Consider the following 13,408-nt stretch of genomic DNA (forward strand, 5'->3'; position numbering starts at 1 on the left):
CCCTCCCAGGTCTGGTGCCGGCCGATTGTCCGGCATGTGTGAAACCTTCGCATTGTGCTCTTGGGTAGACCCAATCAACCCCTTTTACGCCTGACTGTCACCCGGCTTTGGCGGAAAGTCCGCCCGCCCGGGTGGGCGCAGGGGCCGGAACCGGCCGGGGCCCGCGCACGTCTGAGCCCGTGATCAGTAACGACGGGGAGGACGGAAGATGCGCCGCGCGGGGAGAGAAAGAGGGACGGGGGGCTGGGCGGTCCGGGGGCTCTCTCTGCTCCTGATGCTGGTGTCGCTCCAGGTGGGGTCGCTGATCGCACCGGCGTACGCCTGCGGCTGCGGGGCGATGGTGGTGCACCGGGACAGTCAGGTGTCGGTCGACCGGGAGACGTCGGCGGTCGGCTGGGACGGCCGCACCGAGCAGATCGTCATGCAGCTGAGCGTCCGGGGGAACGCGCCGGACGCAGCCTGGATCATGCCGGTGCCGCACCGCGCCACGGTCGAGCTGGGCGACGCGGCCCTCTTCTCCGAGCTCCGGGCGATCACCGCCCCGGTCACCGAGGAGCGGCACTACTTCTGGCCCCGCGACAAGGACTGGCCGTTCGGCGGTTCGGGGAACTCCTCCGCCGACGGCGCCGGGGCCCCCAAGGCCGCTGCCCCGGTCGACGTGGTCGGCCGGGAACGGCTCGGCCCGTTCGACGTGGCGCGCCTTGCGGCGACCGACCCGGAGGCGCTGGAGAGCTGGCTGAAGGAGAACGGCTTCGAGCTGCCGGACCGCCTCGCCACGGCCCTGACCCCGTACGTCGATCAGAAGTGGGAGTACGTGGCGGTGCGCCTCGCGCCGGAGAACCAGGGGGGCACGCTGAGCGGGACGCTCGAACCGCTGCGGCTGCGCTTCGCCAGCGACCGGCTGGTCTATCCGATGCGCCTGTCCAAGCTGGCCGCCACCCCGCAGTCGCTCGGCCTGTACATCCTGGCCGACCACCGCATGGAACCGCGCGGCGCGATCGGCGGGCGGCCCCCGAAGGTCTCGTACGCGGGCCGCGTCGACCCCGCGAAGCAGCCGTACGAGGCGCTGGCGGCGGTCACCGGGGACAAGCCGGTCTTCGTGACGGCCATCGACCAGTACTTCCCGTCGCCGCAGCGGATCGACGGCGACCACGAGCTGCGGGCGACCGCCGAGGACACCCCGTACCGGACCGTGGTCCACCGGGACGCACTGCTGACCTGGGGCGGTATGCCCGCCTGGGTGCTGACGCTGCTCGGCGGCGCGCTGCTGGTGGTGGCCCTGCCGCTGTTCCTGGTGGTACGCGCCCGGCGACGGCGCCCGGTCCTGCCCCCGCCGCCGGTCTTCACGCCGCCGCCGCTGCGCTAGGGCCTGTCCGGCGGATCAGGGTCGGATAGGGCGCGGCGTCTGGTGCGGTGCATCGCAAGGCGCCGGAGCGTCCTGATAGCGGAGCTATTCGGGCGTTTCGGCAACGCGGCGAGGTGCCGTGCCAGGCGTCGCGACCCCGGCCATGATCCGCCGGACAGGCCCTAGTCCCCGGAGGGGGTTTCCGCCTGCCAGCCGGCGAAGAGCGGGACCTCCTCGCCGGGGTCCAGGACGGCGATGCCGAAGGGCCGGTCGAAGGCGAGGTGCAGGCGGCGCGGGGGCGGGCCCGGCGCCGCGCCTGCCGGGGCGGGCAGCGCCGTCACGGCGGCGGCCGACAGGCCCTCCTCGGTCACCTTCAGCACGGCCTCCTGCACCGCCTCGGAGAGCATGAGCGGGGTGGCCGAGAGCCCGGAGAAGTCGGCGGCGGGGGTCGTCGCGAGGCGGATCCCGAGCGCCGCCAGATGGCGTGTGGCCTGGATGTGCGTACGAAGGGTGAAGCGCGGGACCGCGAGGGTCACGGCGTCCGCGTTCAGTGCGGTCCGCGCCTCCTTCGGCGCCCAGGCCGCCGGCAGCACCTCCGCCGCCCCCTCGCCCGGCCGCCCCAGCACGAGGCGCACCTTGACCGGGTCCGGCCCGTTCCGCCGCCGGGCACACCGCAGATCGACGACGAACGCGCCCCCGGTCATCCAGACGTCCCACGACAAAGGCGTCCCGAACATCGTCGGCACCTCGCGGGTGACGCCGTCCGCGTCGGTGAACGGCCGGTCCTCGGTCGCCTCCCGTTCGAAGGGGATCGCCCAGTCCGCCTTGAGCGCGAGGGCGTTGACGAGCAGCAGCAGCATCTGGTCGGTCACGGTCACCGGCAGCCGCTCGATGAGCCCGCCGGTCGTCTTCCGCACCCAGGCGTCCGCCTCGTCCGGTTCCATGGGCCCGAAGCCGATGTCGGGCAGCGCCTTCCGGAGCCTGCGGTGCACCGGGGTCCGGGTCCACACCCGGGTCGCCACGCCCAGCCCGTCGGTGGCCGCCAGCGCCCGGGCCGTGGCCGTCGCCGCTCCGGCCGCCTCGTCCCCGGCGGCCCCGAGCACCGCCCGCAGCTCCTCGGCGGTCTCCCCGCGCGCCCCGGCCGCGAGCGCGGTCAGGGCCAGCCAGAGCCCGGCGGGCGAACAGACGAAGTCGCCGCCAGGACCGGCCAGTTCCCGGATCCACCGCTCGCCGAGCCGCCGGAGCACCTCGGCCCCGTTCCCCTGCGCCACCACGCCGCCCCCTCGAAATCGCCTGGCTCATACACCTGTGCGGTAGCAAGAATGCCCCCATGACCTGGACCGTGGCACCCGAACCCTTCGACTCCCCGGACGCGGCCCTGCTCCGGTGGGACTACTACGACGAGGTGGCCAGCCGGTACTGGGGGCGCCCGGCGACGGCCGAGGAGATCGAGGACGGGCTCACCGACGACGGCGCCGCGCTGCTGACCGCCCCGACCGGCGACTTCGTCGTCGGCCGCCACGGGGGGCGGGCGGCCGCCTGCGCGGGCCTGGTCCTCGTGGCCGCGGACACCGCCGAGCTGACCCGGGTCTACGTCCGCCCGGAGTTCCGGGGCACGGGCGGCGGCGGGCTGCTGCTCGCGGCGCTGGAGGAGCGGGCCCGGGCGCTGGGGGTGGCGGTGCTCCGGCTGGACACCCGGCACGACCTGGTGGAGGCCCGGGGCCTGTACGCGAAGCACGGCTACCGGGAGGTCCCGGCGTTCAGCAGCGGTCCCTACAGGGAACGCTGGTTCGCCAAGGAACTGGCCCCGAGAGCCGGCGCCTTCCCCGTATAACAGCAGGTCAGTCCCGGTACGGGTGCCCCGCCGCGTGGTCGCGCTTCGGCTCCGGGCTGTGCGGGCGCTCCTTGCTGGACCCGCTGGTCTCCCGCGTCAGCTCGGAGACCAGGGCGACCAGGTCCGTCGGCCGGTCCGGCCCCCACCAGTCGCCCAGCAGCTCGGCCAGGGAGTCCTCGCGGGCCTGGGAGAGCTTCACCACCGCCTCCGCGCCCGGCTCGGTGAGCACCATCTGCACCCCGACCCGCCGGACGAGCCCGCGCCCCTCCAGCTGCCGGGCGGCGTCGTTGATCACCCGCAGCGGCACGGGCGCCACCTCGGCGAGCCGGGCGGGCTCCACCGTGCCGTGGCGCTTGATCCGCAGCAGCATCCAGCTGGCGGCGGGCAGCAGGTCGAAGCCCGCCTTCTCGGTGATCTTGACGTAGACCTCGCGGCGGCCCTCCCGGGTGGCCAGCACGGACAGGGCCCGCGCGCACTCGTCGTACGAGGAGCGCTCGACCGGGTTCGACGCCAGGGTCTCACTCGGGTCCGGCGCCGTCACCGATCCGCGCAGCTTGTCCTCCTTGAGCAGCCAGGCGAAGAGGAAGGCGACCAGGACGACGGGTGCCGCGTACAGGAAGACGTCCGTGATCGACGTCGAGTACGCCTGGAGCACCGGCCCCCGCAGCGCGTCCGGCAGCTGCCCGAGGGCGCGCGGGTCGGCGGCCAGGCTCTTCGCGTCGACCCCGGGCGGCAGCGGACGCCCGGCGAGCGCGTCGCCGAGTTTGTCGGTGAGCCGGTTGGTGAAGATGGTGCCGAAGATCGCCACGCCGAACGAGGCCCCGATGGACCGGAAGAACGTCGCCCCCGAGGTCGCCACGCCGAGGTCCCGGTACGAGACGGCGTTCTGCACGACCAGGACGAGCACCTGCATCACCAGGCCGAGGCCCGCGCCGAACACGAAGAAGTAGGCGCTCATCTCCCAGGTGCCGCTGGACACCGTCAGCCGGTGCAGGAGCAGCAGCCCGATCGCGGTGATGCCCGTACCGGCGACCGGGAAGACCTTCCAGCGGCCCGTACGGCTGACGATCTGCCCGGACACCGTCGAGGTGATGAGCAGCCCGAACACCATGGGCAGCATGTGGACACCGGACATCGTCGGCGTGATGCCGTGCACGACTTGGAGGAAGGTCGGCAGATAGGTCATCGCGCCGAACATCGCGAAGCCGACGACGAAGCTGATCACCGCGACGAGGCTGAAGGTCCTGATCCGGAACAGCTTCAGCGGCAGCACCGGCTCGGTGGCGCGCCGCTCCACGAGGACGAACGCGATCAGGAGCACCACGGCCAGCACCGCGAGGCCGATGATCTTCCACGAGCCCCAGGCCCAGGTGGTGCCGCCGAGCGAGGCGACGAGGACCAGGCAGGTGGCGACCGAGGCGATGAGGAAGGTGCCCAGGTAGTCGATGGTGTGCTTCGTCCGGCGGACCGGGATGTGCAGCACGGCGGCGATCACGAGCAGGGCGACGACGCCGATCGGGAGGTTGATGTAGAAGACCCAGCGCCAGCTGAGGTGCTGGGTGAAGAAGCCGCCGAGCAGCGGCCCGAGGACGCTCGTCGCGCCGAACACGGCACCGAAGAGCCCCTGGTACTTGCCACGCTCGCGCGGCGGGACGATGTCGCCGACGATCGCCATCGACAGCACCATCAGACCGCCACCGCCGAGCCCCTGGAGGGCGCGGAAGCCGATCAGCTGGGGCATGTTCTGGGCGAGACCGCAGAGCGCGGAGCCGATCAGGAAGATGACGATCGCGGTCTGGAACAGCTTCTTGCGCCCGTACTGGTCGCCCAGCTTCCCCCAGAGCGGGGTCGCGGCGGTCGAGGCCAGCAGATAGGCGGTGACCACCCACGACAGGTGTTCGAGCCCGCCGAGGTCGCTGACGATGGTGGGGAGCGCGGTCGAGACGATGGTCTGGTCGAGTGCCGCGAGCAGCATGCCGAGGAGCAGTGCGCCGATCGCCACCAGGACCGACCGCGTGGAGCGGTCCCCGCCGGGGGCCTGGGCCGTCGGGCTCAGCTGCTGGGCCATGAGACATCTCCTCGGATCCGCTACACCCCCATCCTGTCCGCTCTGCCCCGTTATGGCCTGCCGGGAGGCCGGATGATTGGGCTTCTCGGCGGCGGGCTGCATAATCGCAGGCAGTTCAAGGGGAGGGGACCCACGATGGCCGGACATATATGCCCGGAGTGCGGTACGGAGAGCAGACCGGGCGCCGCTCCCGGCTGCGCCTGCGCGGGCCGGAACACCGGTACGCCGGGTTACGTCACCGACCCGGAGCGGGCCGCCGAGCAGCAGCGCGTCGCCGACGAGCACCACGCGGGCCGGTCCGCGGAGATGGCCGCGGCGGAGGACTTCGACCCGCTGCGCATCCGCCCGTACGTGACCCTGGGCGACGGCACCGCGACGGCGCCCACGACGCCCCCGCCGGGTGCTCCGCAGGTCTACGGCCCCGAGGGCGACGCGGCGACCACGATGCCGCTGTTCCTGGACCCGGGCGCCGCGCCGCGGGCCGGGGAGCCCGGCACCGGGGAGCACGACACCGCCCTCCTGCTCACCGGCCCCGACCCGGTGGCCCCGCGCCGCCGCAAACCGTTCGCCGCGGTGATCGCGGTGGCGGCCGTGGTCGCCGTGGTCGGCACCGCGGCCTTCGTCGGCGGGCTGTTCAACGGGGACGGCGGCGGGGAGGCCGACCTGGACCAGGCCCTGCCCTCCACGGTGACCAGCCTCCCCGAGGAGAGCGGCGAGCCCGCGCCGTCCGCCTCGTCCTCGGCCTCCGCCGCGCCCAGCCGCTCCGCCTCCCCCACCTCGTCGGCATCGGCCTCCGCGTCGTCGTCCGCCTCCGCCTCGTCCTCCGCCTCTCCCTCCCGGTCCGCCACGGCGTCCTCCTCGGCCCCCGGCGCGGGCGCCCCGGCGTCCCCGTCGGCGACCGCGAGCAGCAGCGCCCCGGTCGAGGGCGTGGCCCCGCCCCCCTCGTCGACGGACGACGCCGGGACCCTGCGGCGGGGGGACCGGGGCACGGAGGTCGCGGAGCTCCAGAACCGGCTCCGGGAGGTCTGGGTGTACAACGGCCCGGTCGACTCGGCCTACGGGGACCGCACGGAGCAGGCCGTGAGCGACCTCCAGACCTGGTGGAACATCGACGGGGACCCGGACGGTGTCTACGGCCCGAACACCCGGAGCCGCCTGGAGGCGGTGACGACGGGGCGCGGGCGCCACTGACGGACCACCTCCGGGAGGGGATTCGCATTCGCGACCCCGTTTTTGTATCGTGGAGAAACAAAGTGGCCCCTGCGCGCACACCCTGACCGGCGGGCGGGGGCCGCTTGATCTCCCGCGCCGCTCACCCCCGCGGCGATCGCTTCCCCCCGCTCTGGAGCCCGCCCATGCCGGCCACCGCCCTCACCGCCCGCGCCCTGCTGCTCGACATGGACGGCACCCTGGTGAACTCCGACGCCGTCGTGGAGCGCTGCTGGCGGCGCTGGGCGCTGCGGAACGGTCTCGACCCGGAAGAGGCGCTGAAGGTGGTCCACGGCCGGCAGGGCTACGCCACGATGGCGGTCCTGCTCCCGGAGCGCCCGATGGAGCAGAACCACGCGGACAACAAGGTGATGCTCGCCGAGGAGACCGCCGACACCGAGGGCGTCGTCCCGGTCGGCGGCGCCCCCGCGTTCATGGACGCCATCGCCGCCCTTCCGCACGCCCTGGTCACCTCGGCCGACCTGGCGCTGGCGACGGCCCGGATGGGCGCCGCCTCGCTGCGGATGCCGGACCTCCGCATCACCGCCGAGAGCGTGGGCGCCAGCAAGCCGGACCCGGAGGGCTTCCTCAAGGGCGCCGCGGCGCTGGGCTTCGCCCCGGCGGACTGCGTGGTGTTCGAGGACTCCGAGGCGGGCATCGCGGCGGGCCGGGCGGCCGGTATGCGCGTGGTGGGCGTCGGCCCGCGCGCCGGGGCCCACTCCCCGGACGCCCATGTGGCCGACCTGACGCAGCTGCGCGTCGAGGCGGCGGCGGACGGCACGATCACGCTGCACGTCGAGGCGCGGTAGTCTCCCGGCGGGGCGCCCAAAGCCCCGCCGACCGCGTGCGCCTGCGCGCACGCCGGGGCCGCTGACCCCACGTCAAACACCAGCACCACGAACCTCCGTACGGCCCTCGCCCACTCCGGGCGGGGGCCCTACGCATGCGCTCTTCCGCAGGTCACGGGCGCCGGCGCCGCGCTGGACCGGCTCACCGCGCCCGCGCGCACGGGTCCGCACGCCCCCCGCACCACGAACCCCTTTGTCAGATCCCTTGATGTGACGTGCCCATGTCGCCACCCTGTTACCTGGCGCCCACCCCACGGAAACCCGGCGCCGCCACGATGGCCGGGCCGTTCATGACAGCCCGTCCACATCCCCCCACATCAAGGGAGTTCGCATGTCAGGTGTCTACGCGCGTCGCATAGCCGTCCTCGCCGCATCCGCCGCACTCGCCGCCACCACCGGCCTGCTCACCGCACCGAGCGCCCAGGCGGCCATGCCCACCCCGATCGCCGCGTCCACCGCCCGCACCTATCTGAGCCAGCTCACCGTGAAGGCGGAGGGCTCGTCCAGCGGTTACAGCCGGGACAAGTTCCCGCACTGGATCACCCAGTCGGGAGCCTGCGACACCCGCGAGGTCGTCCTGAAGCGGGACGGCACGAACGTCTCCCAGAACTCCAGCTGCTCCGCGACCAGCGGCAGTTGGTACTCGGAGTACGACGGCGCCACCTGGACCGCGGCGTCCGACGTGGACATCGACCACATGGTGCCGCTCGCCGAGGCGTGGCGCTCGGGCGCGTCCAGCTGGACCAACGCCCAACGCCAGGCGTACGCGAACGACTTGACCCGCCCGCAGCTGATCGCGGTCACGGACAACGTCAACCAGTCCAAGGGCGACAAGGACCCGGCCTCCTGGATGCCGCCGCGCGCCGCGTACAAGTGCACCTATGTGCGCGCCTGGATCCACGTGAAGCACTACTACAACCTGTCCGTCGACTCGGCCGAGAAGTCGGCCCTGCAGTCCGCGCTCAGCGGCTGCTGACCCCGGAAACACCCAACCGCTACCCCAACCCCGGTGGCTCCACCGGCCGATGCCCCGACGACGGGCCGGCCGGCGGGGCCACCGACGTGTTTTCGGCCTACTACGACTGTCCATGACAAGCCACCCGCCGTCCGGCGGACCGCCCGGCGGGCCCACAGTCCGCCAACGGGGCGCGAGGGGCGCGGAACTCCACTGGGGCTCCAGTGAGAGCCGGGGGTGCCGTGGTGGGAGCCCCCGCTGACGGAACCGGACGCCCGTGGCCGGAAAACTGCGCCGCCATTGGTTCAGGCCAGGCAAAGGAACGAGGCCGCCCAGTTCGAGGCGGTATTGGCGCGCCGAATGGCTCACAACAGCCCGTTGAATTTCAGCCAGTCGACAAAACGTTGAACTTGCAAGTATTGGTGAGGTCTACCTAATCTTTTGCGCCCAGTCGGTTCACGTCCCCACCAGACCGAAGGAGCCTCCCCACATGACCCCACACCTCCACCGCGCACAGCCCTATGTCCTCGCGCTCTTCCGCATCGTCGTCGGCGGCCTCTTCGCCTGCCACGGCGCCGCCTCGGTCTTCGGCGTCCTCGGCGGCGCCCACGGCGGCGGCTCCATAGCCGCCGGCACCTGGCCGGGCTGGTACGCGGCGGTGATCCAGCTCATCGGCGGCATCCTCGTGGCCCTGGGCCTCGGCACCCGTCTCGCCGCCCTGGTCTCGTCCGGCTCCATGGCCTACGCCTACTTCACGGTCCACCAGTCGCACGCCCTCCTCCCCCTCCAGAACGGCGGCGAGCCCTCGGCCGTCTTCTGCTGGGTCTTCCTGCTCCTCGTCTTCACCGGCCCCGGCGCCCTGGCCCTGGACAACCTCCTCACCGCCCGCACCCCGGACCGTCAGGACCGGGACCACACCCAGGAACAGAGCTCCCCGGTCGCCGTCTGACGCCTCTCCCCACTCCCCCCGGGCCCGCTGACCGACCGGGCCCCGCACACCCCTCGCGTGCCGCCGGGAAAACCGCTCCCCGGCGGTGCGCGCTCAAGCCGCCCTCGACCGGGGTGCCCAACATCACGCATATATAGGGATCACCGGGTGAACGGCAGGCGTACGCTGTACAGCTGACCCTGCCGCTCCTGCCGCTCCCCTGCGACGTCGCGGCGCTGTTGCCGATCGGGGAGTAGACGGTGCTAGAGAGTGTGGGTGCGCTGACCGGCAGCCCATGGATCTACGTTGCGGTCGCCCTCTCCGTGCTGCTGGACGTCTTCCTCCCCGTACTGCCCAGCGGCGTGCTGGTGATCACCGCCGCCACGGCCGCGGCGGCGGGCACGACCGGTGTCGCCGCCGACGCGGCGGGCGCCGCCCGTCAGGTGACCGAGGTCCCCTCCCTGCTGGCCCTCGTCCTGTGCGCCGCCACCGCCTCGGTGCTCGGCGACTTCGCCGCGTACCGGCTGGCCCGGCACGGCGGCGAGCGGCTGGACCGCGCCATCGCCCGCTCCCGCCGCCTGACCTCCGCGCAGGAACGCCTCGGCGCCGCCCTGAGCCGGGGCGGCGGCATCCTCGTCGTCATCGCGCGCTTCGCCCCGGCCGGGCGCTCCGTCGTCTCGCTGGGCGCGGGCGCCTCGCACCGCAAGGTGAAGGAGTTCCTGCCCTGGTCGGCCGTCGCGGGCGTGGCCTGGGCCGGGTACAGCGTGGGGCTCGGCTACTTCGGCGCGCAGTGGCTGGGCGCGAGCTGGCTGGGCACGGCTGTCTCGGTCCTCGCCCTGTTCCTCGCGGGCTCCTTCGCCGCGCTGCTCATGCGGCGCCCGGCCGCCGCCGCGGCCGCCGCGCCCCCTATGGCGTCCTGACGCCACCCCGTATCTCCAGGCCGTCGAGCAGCCGGGCGGTCGCCTCGGCGATCTCGTCCACGGCGCGGTCGAAGACTTCCCTGTTGTGCGCGGCCGGGGCACGGAAGCCCGACACCTTGCGGACGAACTGCAAAGCGGCGGCGCGGATCTCGTCCTCGGTGGCCTCTTCGGGCAGGACGGGCGGTCGGAGGGTCTTGATACTGCGGCACATGCTTCCAGTGTGACCCGCACCACTGACAACGGCACGCACCCCGACCGGGGCGACCGGTCAGATGACCGGCTTCCGTGCCGTGCACAGGGCCCAGATGACGAACGTGTCGATGGCGAGGGAGACCACGGCCCAGACCGGCTGGTAGGGCAGCCACATGAAGTTGGCGATCATATTGAGCGCCGCGAGCCCCACACCGGCCCCGCGCGCCCAGGCGGAGCCCCTGAGGATGCCCCAGCCGACGATCGCGATGACGATGCCGAGGATGAGGTGGATCCAGCCCCAGGCCGTCACGTTGAACTTGAAGACGTAGTCGTTGATCCGGGCGTACACCTCGTCCGACGCGATGCCGGCGATGCCCTTGATCGCGTCGAGTACCCCGTCGACCATCAGCAGCACACCGGCGAACATGACCCCGCCGGACGCCCAGGGGTTCTCGTCCCCCGCGCGCGGCGTGGTGGGCGAGGAGGGGGTGCCCGGCGGGGGCGCGGTCTGTGCCATGAGGACTCCAGGGGCGTGGAACGTACAGGTCAGACCGACCTTGCGCCGCCCTTCCCGGCACGGCTACGTGGAAACACCCGTACGGGTGACGCTCCCGGCCTCCGCCCCGTCCTCGCTCCCCGCCTCCTCCGCCGCACCGCGCGGCCGCCCCGACGTCCCCAGGACCACGAACACCGTGGCGACCAGGAGCACCGCCGCCACGACCCGCAGCCCGTCGGACATCGCCGGGGTGAAGGCGGCCGCGTGGGCGGCCCCGGTGTGGTCCGCCCCCGTCCCGGAGGCCAGCACGGTGCCGACGACGGCGACACCGAGCGCCGCCCCGATCTCGCGCGCCGCCGTGTTGAGCCCGGAGCCGAGCCCGCTGCGGTGCGCGGGCAGCCCGGCGACGACGGCCACGGTGAGCGCGGGCGCGCAGAGCCCCGTACCGGCGGAGATGACGAGGAGGTAGACGGCGTACAGCGCGTACGGGGTACTGCCGTCAGCGGTCGAGACGAGGAGCAGGCCCAGGCCGATGACCGCGAGCCCGCCGCCCGCCACCGGGCCGATGCCGTACCGGTCCTGCCAGCGCGCCCCGAACTTCGGCATGACGGCCATCCCGACGGTGAGCGGCACGATCGCCACCCCGGCGAGGCCGACCGGGAAGCCCTTCACGTACTGGAGGTACTGGGAGTTGACGTAGAACAGCGCGAACAGCCCGAAGAACGCGGTGGCGATGCCCAGGGTCCCGGCGCGCACCACGGGCGAGGCGAAGATCCGGGGGTCGAGCAGCGGCCGTGCGGCGCGCAGCCCGTGGACGGTGAAGACGGTGAGGAGTACGGCTCCGAGGCCGAAGGCGGTCAGCACCCGCGCCGAGCCCCAGCCCTGCGGCGGGCCCTCGATGATTCCGTACACCAGGGCGGTGAGGGCGGCGACGAGCAGCAGCGAGCCGAGCGGGTCGGGCGCGGATTCGGTGCGTTCGGGGCTGCGGGGCGTGAGGCGGGCGACGGCGAGCGCGAGCAGCGCGGCGAGCGGCACCATCGCCCAGAACAGGGCGCGCCAGGTGAAGAACTGGCCGGCGAGACCGCCGCCGACGTTGCCCGCGAGGCCGCCGAGGCCCGCCGCGAGCGTCCAGGTCGCCAGCGCCTGGGACCTGCGGGCCGGCGGGGTGAGGGTGATCAGGAGGGACATGGTCGCGGGCATGATCAGCGCGGCCCCGGCCCCGCAGATCCCGCGTCCGGCGATGAGCACGGCGGGGACGGTGGCGAGCGCGCTGACGGCGGCGCCCGCGGCGAAGAGGCCGAGTCCGGCGAGGAGGGCCCCCTTGCGGCCGACTCGGTCACCGAGCGCCCCGGCCGGGATCAGCAGTCCGGCGAAGACGATGACGTAGGCGTCGACCGACCAGAGCAGTTCGCTGGAGGACGGGTGCAGGGCGGAGGCGGCGAGCTGGGGGATGAGCAGGTTGACGGCGGCGACCATGCCCTGCGCGACGAGCACACAGGCGCAGAGCACGTACTGCGCGGCCGGGGTAAGGCGCGGGGGCTTCCGGGCATACGGGGACAACGCTCCTCCTGGGAGCCGTGACGGGTGGGATGTGTTTCCACCGTAGAGTTGGCGCGACTTGCTTTCCAATGCATCTTCGACAAGGGATGTATGCGCGTGACGCAATCCGGCCTTGACCTCAATCTTCTGGTCGCCCTGGACGTCCTGCTGGACGAATGCAGCGTCTCCGGGGCCGCCGCCCGACTGCATCTGTCCGAGCCCGCGATGAGCCGCACCCTCGGCCGCATCCGCAAGGCGCTCGGCGATCCGGTGCTGGTGCGCGCCGGGCGCACGATGGTGCCCACCCCGCACGCTCTGGCCATCCACGGCGAGGTGCGCGCGGTCGTGGAGCGGGCGCGCGGGGTGTTCCTGTCCGGCGGCAAGGTGGACCTGCGCGCCCTGTCGCGGACGTTCACGGTGCTGGCCCAGGACACCCTGGCGGCGGTCTCCGGCCCCGCGCTGTTCGCCCGGATCGACCGCGAGGCGCCGGGCGTACGGCTCCGCTTCCTGATGGAGAGCCATGTGGACGGCCCGTTCCTGCGCGAGGGCGCCGCCGACCTGGAGGTGGGGGTGCTCGACACGCGTTCCCCCGAGGTGCGCCGCGAACACCTCTACAACGACCGGATGATGGGCGTGGTGCGCCCGGGCCACCCGCTCCTGGACGGGGAGATCACCCCGGCCCGGTTCGCCGCCGCCGACCATGTGACGGTGTCCCGTCGCGGCCGGACGGCGGGCCCGGTGGACACCGCCCTCGCGGAACTCGGCCTGAGCAGGCGGGTGGTGGCCAGTGTGGGCACCCTGCCGTCGTCGCTGTTCATCCTGCTCAGCAGCGACCTGGTCGGCCTCACGTCCCTGCGGGCGCGCCCGTTGACGGAACCCCTGGGGCTGCGGACGTTCGAGATCCCCTTCGCGCTGCCGCCGCTCCCCTTCGGCATGGCGTGGCACCCGCGCCACGACGCGGATCCGGCCCACGCCTGGCTGCGGGAGTGCTTCCGGCAGCTGGCCCGCGAGGAGGCGCAGGAGGGCGGCGGCGGAAATCCGTTGTTCCCCGTTCCGCCGGGCGGCTAGCCTCCC

The 13,408-nt window shown here is 73.2% G+C and carries 13 protein-coding genes; 8 read left to right on the forward strand and 5 right to left on the reverse strand.

Annotated features, from left to right (window positions below; genetic code table 11):
• Positions 1–274 precede the first annotated feature (274 nt).
• On the forward strand, positions 275–1,366 hold the full coding sequence (locus tag OHS17_RS09845; RefSeq protein ID WP_330311864.1) for a DUF2330 domain-containing protein: 1,092 nt from the start codon (positions 275–277) through the stop codon (positions 1,364–1,366).
• 161 nt (positions 1,367–1,527) lie between these two features.
• Here the strand turns inward: OHS17_RS09845 and OHS17_RS09850 are convergent, their stop codons facing one another.
• The gene (locus tag OHS17_RS09850; protein WP_330311865.1) at positions 1,528–2,619 is read right to left on the reverse strand and encodes a serpin family protein; all 1,092 of its coding nucleotides are present in this window, start codon (positions 2,617–2,619) and stop codon (positions 1,528–1,530) included.
• A 56-nt stretch (positions 2,620–2,675) separates the two neighbouring features.
• On the opposite strand from OHS17_RS09850, the gene OHS17_RS09855 reads away from it, so the two are divergent.
• On the forward strand, positions 2,676–3,179 hold the full coding sequence (locus tag OHS17_RS09855) for a GNAT family N-acetyltransferase (protein ID WP_330311866.1): 504 nt from the start codon (positions 2,676–2,678) through the stop codon (positions 3,177–3,179).
• 7 nt (positions 3,180–3,186) lie between these two features.
• Here OHS17_RS09855 and OHS17_RS09860 read toward each other — a convergent pair whose 3' ends face one another.
• Entirely contained in the window at positions 3,187–5,247 is a 2,061-nt protein-coding gene (locus OHS17_RS09860) for an MDR family MFS transporter (RefSeq protein WP_383165970.1), read from the reverse strand.
• A gap of 135 nt (positions 5,248–5,382) precedes the next feature.
• Here OHS17_RS09860 and OHS17_RS09865 point away from each other — a divergent pair, with 135 nt between their 5' ends.
• The 5 genes from OHS17_RS09865 to OHS17_RS09885 all read left to right on the forward strand — a co-directional run bounded on the left by OHS17_RS09865 (position 5,383) and on the right by OHS17_RS09885 (position 10,107).
• Positions 5,383–6,438: a peptidoglycan-binding domain-containing protein gene (locus OHS17_RS09865; protein WP_330311868.1), complete on the forward strand. Its 1,056-nt coding sequence runs from the start codon at positions 5,383–5,385 to the stop codon at positions 6,436–6,438.
• A 164-nt stretch (positions 6,439–6,602) separates the two neighbouring features.
• On the forward strand, positions 6,603–7,265 hold the full coding sequence (locus tag OHS17_RS09870; RefSeq protein WP_164629825.1) for an HAD-IA family hydrolase: 663 nt from the start codon (positions 6,603–6,605) through the stop codon (positions 7,263–7,265).
• A 370-nt stretch (positions 7,266–7,635) separates the two neighbouring features.
• Positions 7,636–8,280: an HNH endonuclease family protein gene (locus OHS17_RS09875; RefSeq protein ID WP_161207754.1), complete on the forward strand. Its 645-nt coding sequence runs from the start codon at positions 7,636–7,638 to the stop codon at positions 8,278–8,280.
• 469 nt (positions 8,281–8,749) lie between these two features.
• A complete protein-coding gene (locus OHS17_RS09880) occupies positions 8,750–9,208 on the forward strand; it encodes a DoxX family protein (RefSeq protein WP_330311869.1) in 459 nt (152 codons plus the stop codon).
• Between the two features lie 239 nt (positions 9,209–9,447).
• Entirely contained in the window at positions 9,448–10,107 is a 660-nt protein-coding gene (locus tag OHS17_RS09885) for a DedA family protein (protein ID WP_026171563.1), read from the forward strand.
• Here the strand turns inward: OHS17_RS09885 and OHS17_RS09890 are convergent.
• The 3 genes from OHS17_RS09890 to OHS17_RS09900 all read right to left on the reverse strand — a co-directional run bounded on the left by OHS17_RS09890 (position 10,094) and on the right by OHS17_RS09900 (position 12,355).
• Positions 10,094–10,318, reverse strand: coding sequence for a DUF2277 domain-containing protein (locus OHS17_RS09890; protein ID WP_330311870.1), 225 nt, complete (start codon positions 10,316–10,318; stop codon positions 10,094–10,096). The two genes, OHS17_RS09885 and OHS17_RS09890, sit on opposite strands and share 14 nt — an antisense overlap.
• A gap of 57 nt (positions 10,319–10,375) precedes the next feature.
• Complete coding sequence (locus OHS17_RS09895) at positions 10,376–10,816, reverse strand: DUF7144 family membrane protein (RefSeq protein WP_330311871.1); 441 nt, start codon at positions 10,814–10,816, stop codon at positions 10,376–10,378.
• Positions 10,817–10,879: 63 nt separating this feature from the next.
• Positions 10,880–12,355: an MFS transporter gene (locus tag OHS17_RS09900; protein WP_330311872.1), complete on the reverse strand. Its 1,476-nt coding sequence runs from the start codon at positions 12,353–12,355 to the stop codon at positions 10,880–10,882.
• Positions 12,356–12,445: 90 nt separating this feature from the next.
• Here OHS17_RS09900 and OHS17_RS09905 point away from each other — a divergent pair, with 90 nt between their 5' ends.
• Positions 12,446–13,402: a LysR family transcriptional regulator gene (locus tag OHS17_RS09905; RefSeq protein WP_330311873.1), complete on the forward strand. Its 957-nt coding sequence runs from the start codon at positions 12,446–12,448 to the stop codon at positions 13,400–13,402.
• Positions 13,403–13,408: the final 6 nt, after the last annotated feature.

This window comes from Streptomyces sp. NBC_00523 (genome assembly GCF_036346615.1).
In the GTDB taxonomy this organism is placed as follows: domain Bacteria; phylum Actinomycetota; class Actinomycetes; order Streptomycetales; family Streptomycetaceae; genus Streptomyces.